The 23,250-nt window shown below is 68.5% G+C and carries 22 protein-coding genes and 1 pseudogene; 11 read left to right on the top strand and 12 right to left on the bottom strand.

What is annotated here, in order from left to right:
• Nucleotides 1-41 precede the first annotated feature (41 nt).
• The 3 genes from ACT86A_RS21270 to ACT86A_RS21260 all read right to left on the bottom strand — a co-directional run bounded on the left by ACT86A_RS21270 (nt 42) and on the right by ACT86A_RS21260 (nt 2,764).
• Nucleotides 42-815 (bottom strand): ABC transporter ATP-binding protein, encoded by a 774-nt coding sequence (locus ACT86A_RS21270; RefSeq protein WP_445093930.1) that lies wholly within the window; start codon nt 813-815, stop codon nt 42-44.
• Nucleotides 816-929: 114 nt separating this feature from the next.
• Nucleotides 930-1,835 carry a serine hydrolase gene (locus ACT86A_RS21265; protein WP_445093929.1) on the bottom strand — a complete coding sequence of 302 codons (906 nt, stop codon included), beginning with the start codon at nt 1,833-1,835 and terminating at the stop codon, nt 930-932.
• Nucleotides 1,836-1,888: 53 nt separating this feature from the next.
• Nucleotides 1,889-2,764: a LysR family transcriptional regulator gene (locus tag ACT86A_RS21260; RefSeq protein ID WP_445093928.1), complete on the bottom strand. Its 876-nt coding sequence runs from the start codon at nt 2,762-2,764 to the stop codon at nt 1,889-1,891.
• A gap of 168 nt (nt 2,765-2,932) precedes the next feature.
• Here ACT86A_RS21260 and bla point away from each other — a divergent pair, with 168 nt between their 5' ends.
• The 3 genes and pseudogenes from bla to ACT86A_RS21245 all read left to right on the top strand — a co-directional run bounded on the left by bla (nt 2,933) and on the right by ACT86A_RS21245 (nt 4,440).
• Complete coding sequence (bla, locus tag ACT86A_RS21255; RefSeq protein WP_445093959.1) at nt 2,933-3,859, top strand: class A beta-lactamase; 927 nt, start codon at nt 2,933-2,935, stop codon at nt 3,857-3,859.
• Nucleotides 3,850-4,044 (top strand): annotated as a pseudogene (locus ACT86A_RS21250) (serine hydrolase); the annotation flags it as partial. The gene bla and the pseudogene ACT86A_RS21250, both read left to right, overlap by 10 nt.
• 120 nt (nt 4,045-4,164) lie before the next feature.
• Nucleotides 4,165-4,440: a hypothetical protein gene (locus ACT86A_RS21245; protein ID WP_445093927.1), complete on the top strand. Its 276-nt coding sequence runs from the start codon at nt 4,165-4,167 to the stop codon at nt 4,438-4,440.
• 114 nt (nt 4,441-4,554) lie between these two features.
• On the opposite strand, the gene ACT86A_RS21240 is transcribed toward ACT86A_RS21245, so the two are convergent.
• Nucleotides 4,555-5,511, bottom strand: coding sequence for a hydroxymethylglutaryl-CoA lyase-like TIM-barrel protein (locus ACT86A_RS21240; protein ID WP_445093926.1), 957 nt, complete (start codon nt 5,509-5,511; stop codon nt 4,555-4,557).
• Between the two features lie 231 nt (nt 5,512-5,742).
• A complete protein-coding gene (locus ACT86A_RS21235; protein WP_445093925.1) occupies nt 5,743-6,954 on the bottom strand; it encodes a CaiB/BaiF CoA transferase family protein in 1,212 nt (403 codons plus the stop codon).
• Between the two features lie 149 nt (nt 6,955-7,103).
• Here ACT86A_RS21235 and ACT86A_RS21230 point away from each other — a divergent pair, with 149 nt between their 5' ends.
• The gene (locus ACT86A_RS21230) at nt 7,104-7,388 is read left to right on the top strand and encodes a hypothetical protein (RefSeq protein WP_445093924.1); all 285 of its coding nucleotides are present in this window, start codon (nt 7,104-7,106) and stop codon (nt 7,386-7,388) included.
• Between the two features lie 27 nt (nt 7,389-7,415).
• Here the strand turns inward: ACT86A_RS21230 and ACT86A_RS21225 are convergent, their stop codons facing one another.
• On the bottom strand, nt 7,416-8,348 hold the full coding sequence (locus ACT86A_RS21225; RefSeq protein WP_445093923.1) for a TauD/TfdA dioxygenase family protein: 933 nt from the start codon (nt 8,346-8,348) through the stop codon (nt 7,416-7,418).
• Between the two features lie 617 nt (nt 8,349-8,965).
• Nucleotides 8,966-9,733 (bottom strand): deoxyribonuclease IV, encoded by a 768-nt coding sequence (locus tag ACT86A_RS21220; protein WP_445093922.1) that lies wholly within the window; start codon nt 9,731-9,733, stop codon nt 8,966-8,968.
• Between the two features lie 122 nt (nt 9,734-9,855).
• Between ACT86A_RS21220 and ACT86A_RS21215 the strand changes: the two genes are divergently transcribed.
• From ACT86A_RS21215 to ACT86A_RS21205, 3 genes are all read left to right on the top strand, one after another.
• A complete protein-coding gene (locus ACT86A_RS21215) occupies nt 9,856-11,064 on the top strand; it encodes a serine/threonine-protein kinase (protein ID WP_445093921.1) in 1,209 nt (402 codons plus the stop codon).
• 126 nt (nt 11,065-11,190) lie between these two features.
• Entirely contained in the window at nt 11,191-12,981 is a 1,791-nt protein-coding gene (locus ACT86A_RS21210) for a serine/threonine-protein kinase (protein ID WP_445093920.1), read from the top strand.
• The gene (locus tag ACT86A_RS21205; protein ID WP_445093919.1) at nt 12,957-14,696 is read left to right on the top strand and encodes a serine/threonine-protein kinase; all 1,740 of its coding nucleotides are present in this window, start codon (nt 12,957-12,959) and stop codon (nt 14,694-14,696) included. Before ACT86A_RS21210 ends, ACT86A_RS21205 begins: the two co-directional genes overlap by 25 nt.
• Nucleotides 14,697-14,825: 129 nt before the next feature.
• Here ACT86A_RS21205 and ACT86A_RS21200 read toward each other — a convergent pair whose 3' ends face one another.
• Nucleotides 14,826-15,665 carry a GNAT family N-acetyltransferase gene (locus tag ACT86A_RS21200; RefSeq protein WP_445093918.1) on the bottom strand — a complete coding sequence of 280 codons (840 nt, stop codon included), beginning with the start codon at nt 15,663-15,665 and terminating at the stop codon, nt 14,826-14,828.
• An 87-nt stretch (nt 15,666-15,752) separates the two neighbouring features.
• Complete coding sequence (locus tag ACT86A_RS21195; protein ID WP_445093917.1) at nt 15,753-15,977, bottom strand: hypothetical protein; 225 nt, start codon at nt 15,975-15,977, stop codon at nt 15,753-15,755.
• A gap of 349 nt (nt 15,978-16,326) precedes the next feature.
• On the opposite strand from ACT86A_RS21195, the gene ACT86A_RS21190 reads away from it, so the two are divergent.
• Nucleotides 16,327-16,758, top strand: a complete 432-nt coding sequence (locus ACT86A_RS21190) for a hypothetical protein (RefSeq protein ID WP_445093916.1) — start codon at nt 16,327-16,329, stop codon at nt 16,756-16,758.
• A gap of 42 nt (nt 16,759-16,800) precedes the next feature.
• On the opposite strand, the gene ACT86A_RS21185 is transcribed toward ACT86A_RS21190, so the two are convergent.
• Together ACT86A_RS21185 and ACT86A_RS21180 are read right to left on the bottom strand one after the other, a co-directional pair.
• Entirely contained in the window at nt 16,801-17,925 is a 1,125-nt protein-coding gene (locus ACT86A_RS21185) for an acyl-CoA dehydrogenase family protein (RefSeq protein ID WP_445093915.1), read from the bottom strand.
• Between the two features lie 9 nt (nt 17,926-17,934).
• Nucleotides 17,935-19,107 carry an acyl-CoA dehydrogenase family protein gene (locus ACT86A_RS21180; protein ID WP_445093914.1) on the bottom strand — a complete coding sequence of 391 codons (1,173 nt, stop codon included), beginning with the start codon at nt 19,105-19,107 and terminating at the stop codon, nt 17,935-17,937.
• Nucleotides 19,108-19,403: 296 nt separating this feature from the next.
• Between ACT86A_RS21180 and ACT86A_RS21175 the strand changes: the two genes are divergently transcribed.
• Both ACT86A_RS21175 and ACT86A_RS21170 read left to right on the top strand, forming a co-directional pair.
• Complete coding sequence (locus ACT86A_RS21175) at nt 19,404-20,105, top strand: hypothetical protein (protein WP_445093913.1); 702 nt, start codon at nt 19,404-19,406, stop codon at nt 20,103-20,105.
• 80 nt (nt 20,106-20,185) lie between these two features.
• On the top strand, nt 20,186-20,806 hold the full coding sequence (locus ACT86A_RS21170; protein WP_445093912.1) for a Uma2 family endonuclease: 621 nt from the start codon (nt 20,186-20,188) through the stop codon (nt 20,804-20,806).
• 660 nt (nt 20,807-21,466) lie between these two features.
• Here ACT86A_RS21170 and ACT86A_RS21165 read toward each other — a convergent pair.
• Nucleotides 21,467-22,378: an SMP-30/gluconolactonase/LRE family protein gene (locus ACT86A_RS21165; RefSeq protein WP_445093911.1), complete on the bottom strand. Its 912-nt coding sequence runs from the start codon at nt 22,376-22,378 to the stop codon at nt 21,467-21,469.
• Nucleotides 22,379-22,481: 103 nt separating this feature from the next.
• Between ACT86A_RS21165 and ACT86A_RS21160 the strand changes: the two genes are divergently transcribed.
• The gene (locus ACT86A_RS21160) at nt 22,482-23,210 is read left to right on the top strand and encodes an alpha/beta hydrolase (RefSeq protein WP_445093910.1); all 729 of its coding nucleotides are present in this window, start codon (nt 22,482-22,484) and stop codon (nt 23,208-23,210) included.
• Nucleotides 23,211-23,250: the final 40 nt, after the last annotated feature.

Here is a 23,250-nt window from a genome sequence, read left to right as displayed (position 1 = left end):
CCGCATCGCACGCACCGGACGGTTTTCCCGCGAACGCCCGGTCACGCCTGCTCCAACGCTTTCATCCGGTCCAGCACGGTGTCGGCGGTCGGATCGCGCATCTCGTCCACGATGCGTCCGTCGGCCAGGAACACCACCCGGTCGGCGAACCCTGCGGCGTGCGGCTCGTGTGTCACGATGACGACCGTCTGCCCGAACTCGTCCACCGCGGCGCGCAGGATCGACAGCACCTCCTCCGAGGCGCGGGAATCCAGGTTGCCGGTCGGCTCGTCGCCGAAGATGATCTCCGGCTTCCCGGCCAGCGCCCGCGCGCAGGCTACCCGCTGCTGCTGTCCGCCGGACAGCTCGCTGGGCCGGTGGGTGAGCCGATCGGTCAGCCCGAGCCGCTTCAGCACCGTCTCCAACCAGTCCTGGTCGGGTTTGCGTCCGGCGATATCCAACGGCAGCGTGATGTTCTCCAGCGCCGTGAGCGTCGGCACCAGGTTGAACGCCTGGAAGACGAACCCGATCCGGTCCCGGCGCAGGCGGGTCATCTGCTTGTCGGACAGCGTGGTGAGATCGGTATCACCGATGCGGACAGCTCCCGAGCTGGCGCTGTCGAGCCCGGCCAGGCAGTGCATCAGGGTCGACTTCCCCGATCCGGACGGGCCCATGATCGCGGTGAACTCTCCCTTCGCGAACTCGGTCGACACTCCGTCCAAGGCCCTGACCTGGGTATCACCCGATCCATACACCTTTGTCAGTTCGATGGCGCGGGCCGCGACATCTGTCGTGACCGCCGTGTCGGCGGTGCCGACCGAAGCTTGCGAAGTCATGCCGTCCAGTCTTACCGGGATCGCGTTCACATGCCATCGGGGAACACCCCGAGTCTGTGTTGGTTCGTAGCGTGGGTCACCGTGGTCACCTGGCCGGCGGGTGCGGTCGGGACGTCACTCCTGCGGCACGGGGCGGCGGAGTTCGGTGACCGCGATGCGGGCGGTCTCGGCGATGGCGGCGTCGACGACGGGCAGGTGCGGGTCCGCGCGCGCCGCGCGGGTGAAAACCGCGACCGCGACGGGATACTCGCCGGGAAACTCCACCACCGCGACCTCGTTGCGGATCACGCCGATGGTTCCGGTCTTCCCCGCGACCGACACGCTGCGGTGCGGAAAAGCGGCGGCGATGCGATGTGGCCAGACCTGGTAGCGCATGACGGTGCGGACGAACTCGGTCTGTTCGGGAGACAGCACCGCGCCGCTCCACACCGCGCGCAGGAACCGGGTCATTTCCTCCGGTGTCGTCGCGCTCGTGTAAGCGGGGTCGTACGCCGAAACCGACCAGGCGTCGTCATTCTCCGCCAGGATCGCGAACGCCTCGGCGGTCGTGTGGGTGTCGGTGTCGCGGACCAGGCTGCGGTGCAGGTCGGCGGTGCCGCCCACGATCCGGGTCTGGGAGAGACCGAGGTGGTCCAGCAGTTCCTCGACCGCCCCGAGCCCGGTCGCGCCGAGCAGGACATCGGCCGCCGCGTTGTCCGAGACGGTCATCATCGAGGTCGCCAGGTCGCGCAGGCTCATCGTCACCGGGTCGCGCATGACGGCGATGCCGGTCGGGCCCGGCGTGCAGTCGGACGGGGTCACGGTGAGCCGGGCCGTGGGATCGATGCGCCCGGCGTCGACGTAGCGGCAGAACGCGACGAACAGCGGCAGCTTGTACACCGACGCGACGACCACCCGCTCTCGACCTCCGATGGAGATTTCGGCCGCGGAGTCGTCGCAGCGGCGTGCGTGCAGCCAGCCGATACATCCCGCGTCGGCGAAGACGGCGCGGATCCTCTCCTCGACGGTGCGTCCACCCATCCCGCCCGTCGCCCGGCCACCGCCTCTCATCGAGTCGCTATGCGACGCTTTTCTCAGTGGAGACGCTCCCGGTACAGCACCCGGTCCACCGCATCGGCTTGGGTGTCGGCTCCCGGACGGTGGACTACGCGCACGCGTAGGGCGACCGCCTGCGGCGCGATGCGCAGCCACGTGACGCCCGGCGCGGCGGACGGAGGAGTCGCCGTGAGCCCGAAGCTTGTTCCGGCGGCCACCGCGGCGAATACGGCGCGGTCATCGGGCGCGGGCACGGTCGGTGCGTCGAGGCCTCGCTCACGCAGCAGGTCCAGCACGGTGTCGAAACCGGGCGGGTTGGTGGCGCGCGGCGGATGGGCGAAATTCAGTCCCGCGAGCATGGGGAAGGTGGGGCGTTCAGCGCAGGCGCTGCGATGATCCGACGGCACGACGAGCCACCGCGGTACCTTGACGACCGGGCGGGCCTCGACGCCGTCGACGAGGGCCGGATGCTCGATCACCGCGACGTCGCAGAGGCCGGCGCGCACGTCGGCGACGAGGTCGACGGTCGCGCCCACCGTCGTCGATACCGCGGCACCCGGGGCGCCCACGGTCCGCAGTGCGCCGACGCACGCCATGACCACCCCGTCGGGCAGTGCCGTGGTCGCGCCCCAGTGCACGGCGCCGTGGGCGTGCGCGATGCGGTGCGACTCGGCGAGCAGACGCTCGGCGTCGTCGACGAGCAGTCGAGCGCGGGGCAGCAGCTGGAGACCGGCTGAGGTGAGCACGGCTCCTTGGCGGGTGCGGTGGATGAGGTCGACGCCCAGGTGCCGTTCGAGCCGCCGAAGTCCCTGGGACAGCGGTGGTTGGGTCATGTCGAGCGCGGCCGCCGCCCTGCCGAAGTGCCCCTCGTCCGCGACCGAGACGAAGAAGCGAAGGTGGCGCAGCAGGTCCATGCGGTCATTGAACCAGCGGGGTTCACGACATCGGTTTCGTTGCCCCGCCGCAGTCCGCGCCGGAACCGAACTGTGCGGGCGAACCTGCGGCGATATCGAAGTCAACTCGTCCGCGCCGTGGTCTGATATTGGCGCGTGCGGTGGTGTCGATGGTGTGGTGCAGCGGTGATCTTCGCAGCCCATACTCACCGTGCCCCGCTCGGTCGTCGCCGGCTTCTCGCCGCCGCGGCGGTGTCCGCGCTGACCGTCGTCACCGCCGCGTGCGGGTCGGGCGGTGGTGCGCCGACGAACCCGAATACCACCCTTGCTGCCGCGAGCCCGCCGTTCACCGAGATGGAGACGAACCACGCAGCGCGGCTGGGCGTGTACGCGATCGACACCGCCTCCGGCCGCACCGTCGGCCATCGGGACGGTGAGAAGTTCCCGATGGCTTCCACGTTCAAGGGTCTCGCGTGCGGTGCTCTCCTGCGTGACCATCCGCTGTCGACGGGTTACTTCGATCAGGTGATCCACTATTCCCGCGCCGATCTCGTCGAGAATTCGCCGGTGACCGACAAGAACGTCGACACCGGCATGACCGTTGCCCAGCTGTGCGAGGCCACGATCACCGTGTCGGACAACACCGCGGGCAACCAGGTGCTGAAACTCCTCGGCGGTCCCGCGGGTTTCACCGCGTTCCTGCGTTCCATCGGCGACAACATCTCACGTCTGGACCGCTGGGAAACCGAACTGAACACCGCCGTCCCCGGCGACGAACGTGACACCACCACACCCGCGGCCCTCGCCGCCGACTACCGCGCCTTGGTCCTCGGCAACGTTCTCGCCGAACCCGAACGGGCGCAATTGAAGTCGTGGCTCATCGCCAATACCACCGGGGGCAAACGTATCCGCGCCGGGCTGCCCGCAGGGTGGATCATCGGCGACAAAACCGGCAGCCCGGCCTACGGCGGAGCCCTCGACGTCGCCATCGCGTGGCCGCCCGGCCGCGCCCCGCTCGTCATCGCTGTCCTGTCCACGAAATTCGAGCAGAACGCCCAAGCCGACAACCCTCTTGTCGCTGATGCCGCCCGCGCCGCTGTCGAGGCGCTGGGGTAACACATAATCCCTTGTCGCACTTGGATACCGTCGTCACCTACACGGAAGCCGACCTCACGAAGAACGCGTCCATCACACCACGGCATGTGGCCGCGGGGATGACGATCCGTCAGCTGTGTGACGCCGCGGTCCGCTACAGCGACGGCACGGCCGGCAATCTCCTGCTCCGTGATCTCGGCGGGCCGGCCGAACCGAACTGGACTCACCTTGCGGCGAGTCGGGTGAGCTGAATGCATAACCGCAGGTACGTTGACCCGGTCGCACTTTGCTCACAAGTTGCCCACCATGGCGAGAGGGGACAGGGAATGAAGCGTGTCGCATCCATCGTGACGATGGTGGCGGGTGCGGTCTGTGGGGCTGCGCTGGTGGCTGCTCCGGCGTCGGCGGTGATTCCGTCCGGAGTGATCTGCGTAGGTATGACGTGCGTGAACTCGACCTCCGTGCCGCAGGTGGTGATCGGAACGGCGGTGTGCTCCACCGGGCACACTCTGCCGGTCAACGCGCTGATCGAGCCGCTCGGCGTTCGCGTCATCGGTTTCGTGTGCCCGAACGGTTCCCAGCCGATGGGCCTCAGCTTCTGACCCCGGCCCGGTACGCGCGATCGACGATCGTGGACCTGACTGCAGCGCGGTCGCTCCATCTCGGGGGCGACCGATCTAGCTGAGCCGGATCGAGATCGTCTATCGACTAAGACTTCAGGGCTTTCCGCGGCTGGAGCCGGGGCCGACCGGCACGCTCCCGCCGACGACCCACTCGAAGGCGGATGCTTTCGAGTGAGCGCCTTCGACGGCGCGGGAGCGATTGGGTTCACCGAGTTCGGCGAGTAGTTCGCCCGACATCTCCACCAACGCCGCCAGGGTCGCGGGGGTAAACCAAGGTGGTCTGGTCGCGAACAGGATGTCCTCGGAGGAGGTGTTGCCGCTCGCGCCCGGCGCGAAGGGGCAGCCGCCGAGCCCGCCGAGCGCACCGTCGACCATGCCCGCGCCGGCCGCGACGGCGGCGAGGGTGTTGGCCACGCCCATCCCCCAGGTGTCGTGACCGTGAAAGACAATGCGCCGCTGAGGTGTTCGTTCCCGTACCGCGGTGACGAGATCGGCCACCTGGCCCGGATGCGCCTGGCCGAGTGTGTCGGCGAGGACGATGTCGTCCGCCCCCTCGGTGCGGGGATCGCGGGCGATGGCGAGCACCCGCTCCGGGTCGACGGGACCGTCGAACGGGCAGGTGAAAGCCGTCGCCAGGCACAGCTGGATCGACCCGTCCACCTCGCGGGCCAGGCGCACCGCGTCCGGCATCGCGGCGATGCTGGCTTCGGTGTCGCGACCGATGTTCGCGCGATTGTGCGCGTCCGACACCGAGAAGCAGTACTGGAAGTTGCGCACGCCCGCCACCGCGGCCTTCTCGACGTGCCGCGGCGTGGCCACCCACACCCAGCAGCGGCGCAGTTCCTCGGGGGTCAGCGCGGCGACCAACTCCAGCGTGTCGGCCATCGGTGGGACCAGGTCCGGACGGGCCATCGAGCCGATTTCGAGCGCGGGCACCCCGAGCGCGAGCAGGCGGCGAACGAGTTCCACCTTGCGCTGCGCCGACAGCAACTTGCCGGTCAGCTGCAATCCGTCACGCAGGGTGACATCGCGTAACAGCGGCGCGCTCATCGTTGCTCCGGTGCCTGGCGGCGGCCGCACATCACGCCACCCCATGGCTTTTCGCTCGCCCCCATCGGATTGGGCTGCACGACGGGCCTGCTGCTGCCCGGCGAACGCAGTTCCCGGATGCTCCGCCCCTGGGGACGCCTGCGGTCGTACGGCTGTGCGCTCATACCTGCGCCTCGCCCACACTCGGCTCCGCTATGACCATGCGGGTGGCCGTGTCGCTTGTTCGCTCGCTCATCGCGCCTCCAACGCATCAATCTTGGCTTCGCTCATACCGAGCACCCCGGACAGCACCTCGCGGGTGTGCTCGCCGAGATCGGGACCGATGGTGCCGATGGGCAGGGACTGCTCGCCGATCACCGGGACGATGCCGGGGAAGCCGACTGTCTTCGGTTCCGGCGCACCGACATCCACGGGGAATGGCTGGATCATGTTGCGGGCCCGGTACTGCTCGTCGGCCACGATATCGGCCGCCGTGTAGATCGGTCCGCAGGGAATGGCCGCGGCTTCCAGAAGTTTCAGCGCCTCGGCGCGGGTGCGGCGGATCGTCCACTCGCCGATGGCCGCGTCGAGACGCTCGCGATTGCGCCAGCGGCCCGCGTTGTCCTGCAGCTCCGGATCGGCGGCGAGGTCGGGGCGGTCGATGACCGCCATATAGCGCTGGAAGATGGCATCGCCGTTGCCGCCGATGATGATGCTGGTTCCGTCGGCGCACGGGTAGGCGTTGCTCGGCGCAATGCCCTCCATCCGGCCACCCACACGCTCGCGCTGAATGCCGTAGGCGAGGTAGTCCGGCACCAACGATTCCATCACCGACAAGATCGCCTCGTTGAGCGCCACGTCGATCACCCGTTCCCGCAAGGGAACCGGTTCGGCCGCGCGCTCACGCTGGAACAGCGCCATCACGGTCCCGAACGCGGCGTAGATACCGGCGATGGAGTCGCCGATCGAGACGCCGGTGCGCACCGGCGGACGATCCGGGTCGCCGACCAGCTCACGCAGGCCGCCGACCGCCTCGGCCACCGCGGCGAATCCCGGCCGTTGCGACATCGGACCGGTTTGCCCGTAGGCGGAGATCCTGGTGATCACCAGGTCCGGATTCGCCTCGTTCAGCACCTCCGGGCCCAAGCCCCATTTCTCCAGCATGCCGGGGCGGAAGTTCTCCAGCAGCACATCGCAGCGCCGGATCAGCTCCAGCACGATGCCGCGCCCCGCCTCGGTGCGAAGATCCAGCGTGATGGACTTCTTGTTCCGGTTGATCGTCCGGTAGAGCATCGACGTGGCACCGCCGTAGAGCCGCCAGTTGCGCAGCTCATCACCCACCTTCGGGCGCTCCACCTTGATCACCTCGGCACCGAAATCGCCGAGGATGCGCCCGGCGGTCGGCGCGGCGATGTAGTTGCCGAGTTCCAGGACGCGCACCCCGTCCAGCGGCCGAATACTCATGGCTACCAGTCTGGACCATGCCACCGCCGGTCTCGGCGCTACCCGCGGACTCAGCGACCCCGCAGCACGCTCCGAGCCGCCCGGCGATGGCCCGACAGACGCCGACTCCGTTGTGCGACCTTGCTGTTCGGCGACGCCGTAATGAGAGGTTGCGAGTCGGGGACGCGGATCATCTCGTCCAGCTCGGCGTAGCGGAACTGGCCGCGGGCGAGCTGCCCGCGTCGGAGATCTTCACCACGTCGCCCGGCTCCGGCACGTGGATCAGCTACCCGTGGGAGTACGAGATCTGCGCGACGACGGCTCGATCGCCGAGCCCGGCGGTGCGCACGACCGGACCCGCCGATGCCGCTGCCGGGCGTGCCGCGTCCGGCAGCGGCGCACTCGCCCGGAGCCGCCCGCGTCGGGCCCGCACAGCCCCTCAACTACCGCAGTGATGCACCCGCGGCCATGCGGGCCCGCGCTCAGGATGCGAGCAGCTGCGCGTCCTCGATGATCGAGTAGTGCTCGGCGTTGCCCGCGATGCTGGTGCCGGCCAGGCCGTCGACACCGACCGGGACATCGCCGGCCAGCGTGATGCGGGTCAGCTTGCGCGGCTGGCCGTCGTAGTCGTCGATGGCGTAGTGCTGGGTCGCGCGGTTGTCCCAGATGGCGACGTCGCCGGGCGCCCAGTTCCAGCGGGCCGTGTTCTCCAGCCGGGTGACCCGATCCTGGAAAAGCCGGAACAGAGTGTGCGACTCGGTGCTGGACAGCCCGACGAAGTGCTTGACGAAGTGGCCGAGCAGCAGCGCCCGCTCGCCGGTCTCGGGATGCACCCGCACCACCGGGTGTTCGGTCTCGTAATAGGTGGACTCGAACTCGGCGCGGTAGGCGGCGGCGTTCGGATCAGGCGCCGCGCCGGTACGAGCCGCGTAGTCGTAGAGATTGGTGTGCACCGCGCGAAGCGACTCCGCGAGCCGCTGCAACGGCTCCGGCAGCGAGTCGTAGGCCGCGACGGTGGACGCCCAGGTGGTGGCGCCGCCGTAACTCGGCAGGTGCACCGCGCGCAGGATGGATGCCTTCGGGATGCGGTCGACGAACGTGACATCGGTGTGCCAACTGTTGGCGCGGCCATGCTCGGAATCGATCGCGAGACTCTTCACACCGTGCGAGGTGACGGTCGGGTGCGGAGTGGTCGGCGTGCCGAGCAGCTGAGCGAACTCGTACTGCCCGTCCTCGGTGAGATGGTCCTGCCCACGGAAGAAGATGACCTTGTGCTCCAGCAGCGCGCGATGGATCACGTCGATGGTGGCCGGGTCCAGGTCTCCGCCGAGCCGAACGTTGTCGACTCGCGCGCCGATGCGGGCGCCGAGCCTGGTCACGGAAGCGGTGGATGGGGTGGCGGGCGCGACCGTCATAGAATCACCTTCGTTGTCGAGATCAGTTGTGCGTGCTCGAGCACACCACCGAAGCCACCCCACCAACCAGGGTTTTCGTCGCGCTGATCACAAACGAACACCGAACGACCCTCACCGAGCGGAGATCTCACCCGCTCGGCCGATCCCTGGAAAACAAGGCCAACTCAGCTCGTTGGGTGCGATTTCCTACGGGCACCGTTCGCGGCCCATCACGCATCCGATCAGGCGAAGCGCATGCGCCGAAAACGCGAGTCTCGCCCAGACAGCTCAGCCGACCACTGCAGAACAACCACGCAACAACCGAACCCCACCCCGCCCGGTGCGGGTCTTACCGGCCGTTCGTGGCCCGTCTCGCATCCGAGCGAAGCGCACGCGCCGCAGTCGCAAGTCGCGCCTGGACAGCTCACCCGATCACCGCCGAACAATCACGCAACAACCGAACCCACCCAACCCCACCGGGTGCGAGTCTTACGAGCACCGTTCGCGGCCCGTCTCGCGTCCGAGCGGGCGAAGCGCATGCGCCGAAGGCGCGAGTCTCGCCCGCTCGGACGCGAGACTCCCCGGGGCCGCGAACACGCAGCGCCGCAGGCGCTGCAAATCAAACACAGCGCTGCAAATCAAACACAATCCCGCAGGTAGGCCAGATCCTCCGCGAGGCCGTCGGCGGGGGTCTCCAAGATCACCGGAGCGCCCGCTGTTCGGCACACTTCGGCGAGCAACTGTGGGTCGATGGTGCCGTCGGCGAAGTTGGCGTGGCGGTCGGCGCCGGAGTTGAATTCGTCGCGCGAGGAGTTCAGGTGCACCAGGTCGATCCGGCCGGTGATCGACTTGATCCGTTCGACGACGCCGACCAGTTCCTCGCCGCCCGCCCAGGCGTGGCAGGTATCGAGGCAGAACCCTGCGCCGTGGTCGCCGACCGCGTCCCACAGCCGGGCGATGGAATCGAAGTGCCGGGCCATGGCGTGGTTGCCGCCGGCGGTGTTCTCGATCAGGATCGGCACCGCGAAGCCGCCCTTGTCCTGCTGGCGCTCGAACAGCTTGCGCCAGTTGTCGATCCCGGTCTCCAGTTCGGCGTCGCCGCGCACGTGTCCGCCGTGCACCACCAGACCGAACGCACCGAGGTCGGCGGCTGCCTTCGCCTGCTGGGCGACCGCGTTGCGTGAGGGCATGCGCAGCCGGTTGTTCAGGCTCGCGACGTTGATCTGGTAGGAGGAGTGCACCACGACATCGATCGGGCTGGCGAGGATTTCCGCGGTCCGCGGGTGCGGGGTGGGCTTGTCCCAGCTCTGCGGATCGACGACGAACATCTGGATGAGATCGGCGCCCAGTTTCTCGCCGAAGCCGATCGGGTCGCTGTCGAGCCGGACATGTGCTCCAATGCGCATGTGGTCAGCGTAACCGGCCGCACCGACAGCGGATGAGCTCGCGCCGCGACTGTTGCATCCCGGCGGCTCGGCGAGATACATGGTTAGTGTCCCGCGCTCGATTCGACAAGGGGGGTATAGCGGTGTTGCAGACCGGCGATGTTTTCGCAGGCTACGTCATCAAACGCGTGCTCGGCCACGGCGGCATGGGCACCGTGTACCTGGCCCAGCATCCTCGGCTGCCCCGGCTTACCGCCCTGAAGCTGTTGAAACGCGGACTCTACGCGGACCCCGAAATGCGGCGCCGTTTCGAACGTGAGGCCGATCTGGTCGCGCGCCTGGATCATCCGAACATCGTCACGGTGTTCGATCGAGGCGCCGAGGACCAGCAGCTGTGGATCTCCATGCAGTACGTGCCGGGCGCGGACGCCTCCTGCGCCGACGTCGATGTGCTCGCGCCTGCCCGCGCGGTGCAGATCGCCAGCGACACCGCCGCCGCACTCGATTTCGCGCACGCCAACCAGGTGCTGCACCGCGACGTGAAACCGGCCAACATCCTGCTCGCCAAGGCGCCGATCGGCCGGCCGGAGCGGGTACTGCTCACGGATTTCGGCATCGCGGGCGTGCGCGGCACCGACACCACGGCCGGCTCCTGCGGCACGATCACCGCGACGCTCGCTTTCGGCGCACCGGAGCAGCTGACCGGTCAGCCGCTCGACGACCGGGCCGACCAATATTCGCTGGCCTGCACCCTGTTCTGGATGCTCACCGGCGCGCCGCCGTACCCAGCCGCCAACCCGGCGGCGGTGCTGAACAGCCATCTGTACGCACCGATCCCGGTGCTGAGCCGGATGCGTCCCGGCCTGCCGCCGGCGCTCGACCCGGTCCTGGCGCGCGCTATGGCCAAGCGGCCCGCGGACCGGTTCGCCAGTTGCTCCGAGTTCGCGGCCGCGGCCGGATACGCTCTCGACGCCCAGCGCGTCGCGCCGGACCCCACTGCGCCGCATGGTCCTGCGCCGTACTTCGGCATCCGCCCCGACGGGCACGCGCCGGCGCAGCACCCCGCCCCGGTGGCACCACAACGTCCTGCGCCGCCGGCACAGCACACCGCACCACAGCCCGCGCCGCATCCATCGTCGCCGCAAGAACCGCCGCGGCGAGCTGCGCCACCGCGCCCGATCTTCCCACCGCCGCGGCGACCCGCCCACCCCGGATTGATCGAGCTGCCGAACCTGCACAGCCGCCCCGGGCCGGCTGTGCGACCACACCAGCAACCCCCGCAGCCGCGGCCGCCGCCGAGCGGGTCCGGCCGCCGTTCGCCACTGCGTGTCGCCACGCTCGATGAGCGGTGAGTGGCCGCGCGACTACTGCTATGGTTTCGATGTTTCCCGTGGTCCGGCCCATCTCGGACCGCGCGTTCTATTGCTGTACGCCTGTTCGCTGGTGGGTCCCGGCGCGCGGCGGGAAGTGGAGCAATCATGCTGGCCAGCGGTGACGTTTTCGCCGGCTATGTCATCGAGCGGCAACTCGGCCGCGGTGGCATGGGATCGGTCTATCTGGCGAAGCATCCGCGGCTGCCGCGGATGACCGCGCTGAAGCTGCTGAATCGGGAGATGTTCTTCGACAAGGAGGTGCGGGCGCGGTTCGAACGGGAGGCGGATCTGGTCGCCCAGCTCGATCACCCGAACATCGTCACGGTGTACGACCGCGGGCTCGAAGACGAGCAACTGTGGATTTCGATGCAGTACATCGACGGGATCGACGCCGCGTCGGTGCAACCGACCTCGCTGCCGCCCGAACGTGCCGTACAGATCATCAAGGAAACCGCGGACGCACTGGACTACGCGCACGGCAACGGCGTCCTGCACCGCGACGTGAAGCCCGCCAACATCCTGCTCGCCCGTTCGGGGGCCGGGCGCGGTGAGCGGGTGTACCTCACCGACTTCGGTATCGCGCGACTGCGCGACGACACCGGTCATCTCACCCAGACCGGCACCTTCACCGCGACACTCGCCTACGCCTCACCCGAACAGCTCACCGGCGCCGCGCTGGACCACCGCTCCGACCAGTATTCGCTGGCTTGCTCGCTGTTCTGGCTGTTCACCGGCACCGGCCCGTTCGCGGCGACCAACCCGGCCGCGGTCATCCAGGGGCACCTGCAAGCTGCGCCGCCCGCGTTGAGCGGCGCGCGGCCCGGATTGCCCTTGGCGCTGGACGGCGTGCTGACCAAAGCGATGGCCAAGCGGCCCGATGACAGGTATGGCAGCTGCGCGGAGTTCGCCGCGGCCGCCAAGCAGGCGCTGACCAACTCGAGCGCCCCGTCGATTCCGGTGGTCGGCGGTCCACGGCCGGTCACCGGGCCACCGCAGCCGACGCTGGGCCCGCGCCCGACGACCGGCCCGCCGCACCCGGTGGCGAACGGCCCGCACATGAGCGGTCCCGGCTACCAGGTGAACGGTCCCGGCCCGCACACCCATGGCCCGAATTCCCTTGCGGCGTCGCCGGTGCCTGCGCCACCCGCTGCTGTGGTGAATCCGCGCCCACACACCGGCCCGGCGCCCCAGCCGACAGCCACCAATCCCTACACCCAGCAAACCGGGTTCTCTGGTTTCGCCGCCCCGCCGCGCGGCGCGCACGTACACCCCTCGGCGGGACCGCCGGCCAAGAAGAACACCGGCCTGATCATCGGTATCGCGGTGGCTGTCGTGGTGCTGATCGTGCTGGTGCTCGGCATCATCGGCGCGGTCTCCGGTCCGAGTTCGAACAGCACCGGCCCGACGAATACTTCGACGGTCAAGCCGAACATCGTGGACGCGACCCCGGAAGCGATCAGCGCGGAGTTTCCGCGGATGGTGCCCGCCTCCAAGACCGAGGAGATCGGCTACAACGGCGCGGAGTGCTGGCTGGCCTCGTCGAGTTCGCCACCGTCGCCGTCCAAGGGCGAGCCGGACTTCGGCGACTGGGCCGCGCAATGGCGTTGCTTCAAAGGCGGCAACAACGACGATCCGTTCTACCGCATCTACGCCTACAAAACGCCCGCCGACGTGCAGTCGGTGCTGAAGGGCCTGCCCGCGCAGGCCACCAAATCCACCGACACCAACGGCGGAAAGACCTATACCAATTACAAATACAACGATGACGGCGCCAAGATGGTCACCGCGTTCACCGGCGACCCGGATCGCGCGCAGTTCCTGATGTACAGCGACGGCTTCAGCTCCACCACGGTCGACGAGCTGCTGCGCTGGTGGCGCTCGGCGCCGTTGAACTGACCATGTTGCACACCGGTGAGGTTTTCGCCGGGTACACCATCGAACGCCTGCTCGGCCGCGGCGGGATGGGATCGGTGTACCTGGCCCGGCATCCACGGCTGCCCCGGCTGACGGCGATGAAGCTGTTGAATCCGGAGCTGTTCCACGACAAGGAGATCCGCGCCCGCTTCGAGCGGGAAGCGGATCTCGTCGCGCGGCTGGACCACCCGAACATCGTCACGGTGTTCGACCGCGGCGTCGAGGGCGAGCGGCTGTGGATCTGTATGCGCTACATCGACGGCACCGACGCCGCCGAGGTGGACGCGTGGACGCTACCGCCGCAGCGGGCGGTGCAGATCATCGCCGAGACGGCCAAGGCGCTGGATTTCGCGCACAGTCGCGGCGTACTGCACCGCGACGTCAAACCGGCGAACATTCTGCTGGAACGCGCCCAGGACGGGCCGGAGCGCGTCTACCTCACCGACTTCGGCATCGCACGGTTGCGGGACGACACCGGACGCCTCACCCAGACCGGCACGTTCACCGCCACCCTGGCCTACGCGGCGCCGGAGCAGCTGTCCGGGGCGGTACTGGATCACCGGGCGGATCAGTATTCCCTGGCCTGCACGCTGTTTCGGCTGCTGACCGGCACGGTGCCGTTCGACGCCGGCAATCCGGTCGCGGTGATCCAGGGACATCTCAGCGCACCGGCGCCACCGGTCAGCAGGCTGCGTCCGGGACTGCCGCCGGCGCTGGACCCGGTGCTGGCGAAGGCGATGGCCAAGCACCCGGCGGAGCGCTTCGACTCCTGTACCGCATTCGCCGCTGCGGCATGGCAGGCATTGACAGCGCCCCCGTTGTGGCAGCCGGCCTCTCCCCCGGTCCCCCAGCCCAACTCATCGGCGTGGCCGACCCCGCCGCATCCCCCGACCCCCGAGACCGATTCGCCGGCTTGGTCGCCCCCACTGAATACCTCAGGCCTCCAGACTGATTCGCCGATCGGGCCACGAGAGGCTCGCGCGTATCCCGGCCCGGCGCGACGGTCCCGCCGGTATGTCTCGGCGGGCAGATGGCTCGGCCTGCTGCTGGTGGTCGGACTGATCGCTCTGATCATCGAGGCAGCGCTCGACGACACCGGATCCCCCGGCTCCACCGCTGCCACGACCCCGGTGCGCACCCAGGATGTCGCGCCCTCGACCAGCGTCCGTTCGACCACGACCACCGCGACCACGACCGTGCCGGCCACCGCGGATCGCGCCACGGTCGGAGCCCGTGCCGCGGAGCTCAGTGCCGCGTTCCCGGACATGCTGCCCAAGACCACGGCCGACAGCTTGGTGCACGCCGGCACCGGATACAACAAGGCGGGCTGCTTCGCGCACGAACCGGGTGAAGCGACTGCCGATCAGGAGGACCCCGATCTCGGCAACTGGGTGCTGATGTGGAGCTGCTTCGGCGGACCGAACAAGGCGGCCTTCGACTTCTACCTCTACGGCTCCCCCGCCGACGCGCAGGCCGTGCTGGACGCCTTGCCTGCCAACGAACGCGCCACCGCCACCAACAACGACGGCCACACCTACACGAACTACACCCTGCGCGGCAGCCGCAATTTGCGCCCGCGAATGGTCACCGCGTTCCCCGCCGACCCGCGCCGAGCGGCCATGCTGATGTACAGCCACGGGTTCATCGCCACCGAGGCCGAATTCATGAACTGGTGGAAGTCCGCCCCGCTCAACTGACCTCTTGCGTCCCCCTCGGGGAAGACGGGACGGTAGTGGCATGGACGACACCCGCCGCACCATCGCAGCGGTAGCCGAGCGAACCGGTCTGTTCACCGCCGCTCTGCGCGCCCACCGCGCGGCTGCCTCCTAGATTCCATCGAAGACGTAGTGCGCGAAATCGTGGGTCGGGTGGAAGCCGATCGTGCGGTAGATCCGGGTGGCCGTGGCGTTGGCGGTATCGGCGAACAGGCACACGTCCAAGCCTTTGGCGCGGAGCAGTTTCGCCACGTGCGCGGTCACGGCGCTGGCGTAGCCGTGCCCGCGTTCGGCGGGCGGAGTGTAGACCGGGCCGATCCGCGACCAGCCTTGGATCGCAACCTGGTGGGCGGCGAGGCTCACCGGCTCGCCATCCCGCTCCCACAGCCACCAATGGCCCGCCAGGACGCGGCGCCGGATCGCGGTCTCGTCCAGTCCCAGCGGCAGTTCCGCGGATTCATCGCTCATGGCCCCCAGCCACCGTGCACACAGCGCGACATCGGATTCGACCGCCCGGCGCGGTTTTCCGGCGACGTCCGGGATTTGCAGCGCGCCGAGCCGGTAGAGCCGGACGGCATACGACTGATGGAATTCCGTGCCCAACAGCGCACACCAGTGCTGAGCGAAGGCCGTCGCGTCGCCGACCACCCCCTCGACACCCGCGCTCTCCGGAACAACGGCGGCCAGCGATTCGGCCACCGCGGCAATGCTGTCGGGCGGTAGCTCACCGAGATACACGTCGCGCCCTCCCACCCGCATGGCCGCGCCGATCACCGAGGCGTCCTCGTCGTGGACCGAGACGAATCGCGAAGACCCGGCCGGAACGACGACGCCGTTGAGGTGATTGGCGATACTGGTGGTGATCACGGTATGCCGCAACGGATCACGCGACAAGAACGATTCGGCACGCGAGCGGAACTCGCCGGCGTCGGTGGTGATCTCGATCCTCATACAGATCACGGTAGGCGCCTACGATGTTGCGCGCCCGTACTTTTCGCGTCCGGCATCGTAGCCGGAACGAGGCGCGACGCGGACGGTTCAGTCGGCTTCGCCACCACCCGCGCGGAGCTTGAGCAGGGTCAACCCCGCGGTGCACGCGAGAATGAGTCCGGCGACGGTGATTTCGACGTGCAGGCCCGCGATGCCGAGCACCGCCCCGACGATACCGCCGATGAAGATCAGCCAGCCCAGCGTCCGCGACAAAATCGTGGACAGCGTGCGCGCCTGCCGGTTCGACGCCAGATGCTGCGCAGTTGCCGACACCGCAGCTTCCACGGCATGGGATGACCCACGCCGGGGCGCTGTCGAGTAAGCTCCCATCATCTACTCCTCGATGACACCGGTCGGAGAACCACATTCACGTTCTCACACAACGTGTCTCACAGTCCGATACCGGCGTCTCACCCGTAACTTTGCTCACACACGCTACGACTCCGGGAACTCAGAAGACAGCGACACGTGCCCGCGACACGCCGACGAGACCAATTCGATATCTGAACTACAAGCGTTTTAATGTGCGTTCAGGGCGCATCCCCAGCGACCACTCACCTCGCTCGACCGCACCGGCCTCGAGTAAGGTGAGCCGACTCGATAACGACGAGGAGTGTCACCGATGGAGAACAGCAGGGCCAAGATCGCCGGTCCGGCGATTGCCACGGGAGCGGTTTCCATCGGACTGGTCCTGATCGGCTCGTTCGGCGTCGGTAAGCACGACACCTACGTGCCACCACCGCCACTGAAGGCGGGGCAGCAGGCCGAGCTGGTCGTCCGGGAGGACACCAACGGCTCCACAACCCCCAAGGTGATCATCCCGCCGTCGCCGACCTGGCGGGTCGCGCAGAACAACCTGCCGCGCGCGACCCCATTCGCGGGCTTCATCACCAGCACCTCCGCCGAGCCGTCCGACCGAGTCGACGACCCCGCGCACGCCGCACCGGCCGACGACTCCCGGCCACCGGCCGCCGCGCGCGCGACCGGCGACCCCTCGGACGAGCCCACCGCCCCGCAGCACAGAACCAGCGGCCCGCGAGACGAAGACGAGTGAGCCGCCGTGGGGCGCGCCGAACGCGCACCACGGCATGCGGTCCTACAACTCGGGCAACTCGTAATCGCCTACTCGGGAACTGAGCACCCGCAGATGCTCGAGCCCACCGCCGAGGATGCGCTCGATCGCGGTCAGCCGGGCCACGTAGTGGCCGACCGGGTACTCGGCGGTGACGCCGATGCCGCCGTGCATCTGGATCGCTTCCTGCCCGATGTGCCGTGCCGCGCGGCCGACCTGCAACCGCGCGCGCGAGGCGATCACCGGGTCGTCGCCGCCGTCCACCAGCGAAGCCGTGGCATACAGGCTCATGCTGCGCGCCAGCTCCAGCGAGACGTACATGCCGGCCGCGCGCTGGGTGAGCGTCTGAAACTTCGACAGCGTGACCCCGAATTGCTTGCGCTGCTTCAGATACTCGGTGGTGAGCCGCAGCGCCTCTTCCATCGCACCGACGGACTCCGCGCACAGGCTCGCCTGCGCGCGCGTGAGCACCGCGGCGATCACACCGGCCGCATCGGCCTCGCCGAGGCGCTCGGCGGGCGTTTCGGTGAGTTCCAGCTGTGCGCCGCGCCGGCCGTCCACCGTGCGGTACGACTTGCGGACGACGCCCGGCGCATCCGGGGCGACCAGGAACAGCCCCACCCCGCCGTCCGGCAATCCGGCACTGACCACCAGCTCGTCCGCGCTGTCGCCGTGCGGGACGGGATTCTTGATCCCGGTCAGTTCGAACGAATCATCGTGCGGCACGGCGGTGGTCGCCAGTTCGGTGGACGGCCAGCGCACCCCGGGCTCGGCGTGAGCGAACGCGAGCAGCTTCGTGCCCGACGCGACCTGCGGCAGAGTCCGCTGCCGCTGCTCGGCACTGCCCGCCGCGGCGACCAGCCCGCCTGGCACCAGCACCGCGTCCAGGATCGGTTCGGGCGCGAGCCTGCGGCCGAACTCTTCCAGCACGACCATCGTCTCCACCGGACCGGCACCCATGCCACCGTCCGCTTCGGCGAAACTCAGGCCGAGCACGCCGAGATCGGCGAGCCGACGCCAGACCTCGCGGCTCCAGCCCAGATCGGAATCGGTGATCTGCAGCCGGGATTCGGCGTCGTAGCTGCGCGCGAGCAGATCGCGCACCGTGTCACGGAGCATGACCTGCTCATCGGTGAGATCGAAATCCATGCCGGCGCCTCACAATCCGAGGATCGTGGAGGCGATGATGGTGCGCTGCACCTCGCTGGAGCCTCCGTAGATGGTTGTCTTGCGGTAGTTCAGGTAGCCGGGGCCACTGCGCTGCGCCCAGCCCGGCGAGGCGATGTCGGGTGCGGCCACCGGGATCGCGTCCGGTCCCGCGATGTCCAGCAGCAGCTCGGTCGCCGCCTGCTGGAGCTCGGAGCCACGCAACTTCAGCACCGACGAGGCCGGGTTCGGCTTGCCGTCCGCGGAGTTGGACACCACGCGCAGCTGGGTGAGCTCCAGCGCGAGCAGTTCGTTCTCCAGTTCGGCGATCCGCGCCGCGAACACCGGGTCCGCCAGCAGCGTGCCGTCGCCAGAGCGGGTGGCGGCCGCGTACTGCTTCGCGATGCCGATCTTGACCTTGGTGCGGCCGACGCCGGTGATTCCGGTGCGTTCGTTGCCGAGCAGGAACTTCGCGTAGGTCCAGCCCATGTTCTCCGCGCCGACCAGCTGATCGGCGGGCACCCGGACGTTCTCGAAGAAGACCTCGTTCACCTCGTATCCGCCGTCGATCAGCTTGATCGGCCGGATGGTCACGCCGGGCGATTTCACGTCGAACAGCAGCAACGAGATCCCCGACTGCTTCTTCGAAGCACTGGCGTCGGTGCGGACCAGGCAGAATATCCAGTCCGCGTACTGGGCGAGCGTGGTCCAGGTCTTCTGCCCGTTGACGAGGTACGAGTCGCCGTCGCGGATCGCGGTGGTGCGTAGCGACGCGAGGTCGGAGCCCGCGTCCGGCTCGGAGAAGCCCTGGCACCACCAGATGTCCAGCGCGGCGGTGGGCGGCAGGAAGCGCTCCTTCAGCTCTTGGGAGCCGAAGTGGGCGATCACCGGGCCGATCATCTGCGCGTTGAAGGTCAGCGGCTCCGGCACCGACGCGAGCTGCATCTCGTCCTGCCAGATATGGCGCTGCATCGGCGTCCAGTCCTTGCCGCCCCACGCGACGGGCCAGTTGGGCACCGCCAGGCCGTGATCGTTGAGGATCTTGTGGGTGGTGACGATGTCGTCGCGGGTCAGCGCCTGGCCCACGCGGAAGCGCGCGCGGATGTCCTCCGGGATCTCGGTCCGATAGAACTTTCGCAGTTCGTCGCGGAACGCGGCGTCGTCCGGCGACAAGGATAATTTCATACGAATCTCCATGTGTGTCTCGTACGTCCGAGTCAAACCTACCCGGTGGTAAACGTCCACTGCGGCCGGATCACGGCAAGTGGCCGCACGGGTCTGTTCACCGGCGGGCTTCCATGCGTCGCAGCCGGTCCTACACGAGGATGGCGCCACAGGGAGGCGCAGCGGACGTCGACGGCCGCACACCAGTATCAGACGAAGGCGGGGCAGCCGACTATCCAGCACGAAGGAACCAGGGACCTGGTACGTTGCTGCTCGTAGATCGGGGACCAGGCACGATTTCGTATCGAGGAGAACGAGTGACCGGCAGGACCATCGCACGCGCCGCCGCAACCGCGGTTTCGCTCGGCATCGGCGCGGTTCTGACTTTCGCCGTTCCGGCGGCCGCCGAGCAGCTCCCAACGCCGGTGGACACGGGCTTGGCCCAGCTGGCCGAGACCGCCGGATCCGACCCGACCACACAAGAAGGCGTCGCCGCACTCACGCGGTACGCCACCCTGGTCAACGCCGCCAACCTGCGGGACGTCTCCAGCGCGTTCACCCCCTTCGCCTACGCCGCGCCCACCTTCGGCTGCGGCAGCAACGGGCCGATCACGACGATCATCGCCGCCGCGACCACCGACGGGTCGGGCTCCGCCAGGGACCTGAACGTCCCGCCCGGCGCGCTGCGGTTCAGCGCGACCCCTGCACACTCCGGCGCACCGCTGGCCTCCGGGCTCGTCGTCGCGTGGGTCAACGTGAACACCGGCGCCAGCGGCCTCGCCCCGCTCGACGACCTGACCGAATACCGGTTGCCGTCGCTGTCCAAAACGGTCGACAGCGGCCCGGGCACAGTGCTCGCCTCGATGTGGGGCATCATCGACTACCCGTTCGCGCACTGCGTGATGACGCCCACGGTCGGCGTCTTCACGGTGCCCGACCGCCCGGCCCCGGCCCCCGTTCCGGCGGTCCCGTCCGGCCCGAACGGCTCCGGACCCACGCCCGCCCCCACAGCTCCCTAGCCTTCGACCTCGGCTGGAGTTCAGCGCACGGTGCGATACTGGACGGATCAGTCGATCACTGTGAATGGAGCGAGGAGCCGATGACCGCCGACCCGACCCCGACAGGCGATCGCACGGTGCTGGACTGGCCGGTGCCGCCGCCCAGGGGATACCTCGCCGAAGATCTCGACCGCCTACCCGGCCTTCCCCCGCATACCGAGCTGATCGACGGCAGCCTCGTCTTCGTGAGCCCGCAGATGAAATTTCATATGCGTGTCATCCGATTCCTCGACTGGGAACTCGCTCGGCAAGCCCCCGAACATCTGGAGGTGTGCCGGGAAATGACGGTGACGCTCGGTCCGCGCCAGCGCCCGGAGCCCGACATCATGATCGTCGATGCTGCGGCCGACACCGGCCTCGATCAGACGACCTATCAACCCGCCGACGTTGTCCTCGCCGTCGAGGTCGTATCGCCCGATTCCGTCGAGCGGGACCGCAAGCGCAAACCGCAGCTCTATGCGCAGGCAGGTATCCCGCATTTCTGGCGCGTGGAGAATGTCGACGGCCGTGCGGTGCTCTACGTATACGAACTCGACCCGGCCACGGAGTCCTACTCGCCCACCGGCATCCATCACGATCGGCTTCGGCTCTCTGTGCCATTTCACATCGATCTCGATCTGGCCCAGGCCACTGATCCGAAGGCCGGTCACGTCACTCGCTGACCGGCCCGAGACGTCGGCGGCCGGACGAGTATTGCCCATTCCCTTGGTACCAAAGCTCATCCGCATGCCAACGGTGCTGTCGATGATGCGGCTGTTCGTCCTCTTCGCACGGCAGGGGTGAGCGCTCAGCGCAGTCGCCGAACCATCTCGGGACGGTGTGAAACGATCCAGGGGCGAATAAGGTTGGGTTCGGCAATCACGACAACCGATGGAGCTGAGGATGGCGCTCGGAACAGTAGTGCGCGGATTCAACGCCGGGTTCATGGCACTCACCAAGGCACCGTGGATCGGGCCCCTGGTCGGCCGGAACATCACGGAGATCACCTACGTCGGCCGACGATCCGGTCGGACGGTCAGCACACCGGTGGCATTCCGGCGCTCCGGCGATGAAGTCACCATCAATGTGGCCATGCCGGACCGGAAGGCATGGTGGCGCAACTTTCTCGGTGCGGGCCACCCGCTCTCGCTGCGGCTGGACGGTATCGAACGATCCGGGCATGCCATCGCCCGACGCGACGACAACGGTCGCGTCAGTGTCCAGGTGCGCTTGAACGACGTCGATCAGCGCGCGGGGATGCCGTTTCGGTCGACGCGGCTACCCGAGGCCAAGGGCGCAGCGGCAAGGCTGGGATACCTGCCCCTGGCGATCATGGCGATCGGTCAGTGGGACAAGCGAATTCGCAGAATCGTGCCGTGCTCGGTTCCCGCGAGCAGTTCGTCCGGTCGGCCGGGGACGGCGGTGATCGCGGTCAGCGGCTGTCCGTCGAGAACCGCGCACGTGGCGCCGGTGGCGGGATCGACACGGACCAATTGGCCCGCGAGGGTGGTCACGTAGAGGACACCTGCCGGGTCGGCCAGCAGGTCGTCGGCGAAATCCGGTAGGCCGGGCAGCGGTGCGGACAGGTCCGCGACGGTGGCGTGGTCGGCGGGTGCGGCGAGCGGGATGCGGATGATCCGGCCGAGCGGGCCGCTATTGCTGGTGACATAGAGCACACCGTCGTGCACTGCGGCACCATTCGCGGCGAGCCCGGCCACCGGCTCGCCCCACGCGGCATCGACGCTCCCATCGGGACGGACCCGGACCACGCCGGACATGGCCGCGACATACAGATTGCCGCTCGCGTCGAACGCCGCGCCGTTGGGCATCGTGAAGCCGGAGACGAAGACCTCCGGCTTCGGCACAGCAGCCGCCGGGTCGAAGCGGACCACGCCGCCGGGGCGAACGGCGCTGAGCGGCGTATCACCATAGACGACGTACAGCAGTCCATCGGGGCCGAGCCGGACCGCGCCGGGGAATTCCACCGGGACGGTCATCATGAGTCTGCCCGCGGCGTCGTAGCGCTGGACCTCGTTGCGGTAGATCCGGGATACCCACAGGTTGCCCTGCGCGTCGTACCCCAGGTTTTCCGACCAGTCCAGCACCGGCACCTGCGCGGGAATGGCGCTGTCCGCCAGCGCGGGGGCGCAGGAGGCGACCGGCGGCGCGGCGGTGGCGCCCGGCGCGATCACGCCAGTGAGAGCGGCCGCCGCGGAGAGGGAGACGATGCCTCGCCGGAAGCAGGTTCTCGACACGGACACCTCGTCTCGGGAGCGGGCGGGTCGCGCGCAGTATACTCGCCTGTCAGCAAAAATTGCGCATTCCCATCAACGACACGATCTTTGGCACTATCGGTGCATGCCATTTTTCGACGGCGCGCGCGGCCGGATGCACTATCGGCGGTGGCCGATCGAAAACCCGCTGGTCACCGTGGTTCTACTACCCGGAATAGGCCAGCACAGCAGCCACTATCACCGCTTCGCCCGAACCCTGCAAGCTGCTGTCGAGATCGACGCCTGGGCGTTGGACACCTCTGGACACGGGCTGAGCGAGGGCGATCCGGAGCAGCCGGGCACGCTCGCCGAACTGGTGGCCGACGCGCTAGGCCTGGTCGAACTGGCCCGCGCGGCACAGCCGCACACGCCGCTGGTCCTGATGGGCCACTCGCTCGGCGCGGCCACCGCGCTGGGCATGCTCGGCGCGGCGGTGCCGGAGGTGGCCGAAGGTGAGACGGCTTCGGCGGTTATCGAACGGGACTTGCCGCTGCGTCCGGCCCTGCCCGCACGTGAGCTGGCCGGACTTGTGCTGTCCGGCGTGCCGAAGCGCGCGCTGGGCGGTGGAGCGCCGGGATCGCCGGGAACGCCGCTGCCACGCGAACTTCCGGTGCTCGCGGTGCACGGCGTGGATGATCGGCGCGCGCCGATCGACGCGGTGAGAGTATGGACCAGCCGCCACGAATCGGTAGATTTGCATGAGTACACCGACGCAGGGCATGACCTGCTGCACGAGCGGGTGCACGCGCGAGTCACGGCCGACATCGCGAGCTGGGTGCAGGGTGTCGTCGTGGGGTTGGCGCGACATTTGTGAACCGAACACGCATTTCGGACGAGGAAGGGGGACGGCGCAG

The sequence above is a fragment of the Nocardia glycosmidis genome (assembly GCF_052545115.1).
This window is presented reverse-complemented; position numbering and strand designations above follow the sequence as displayed.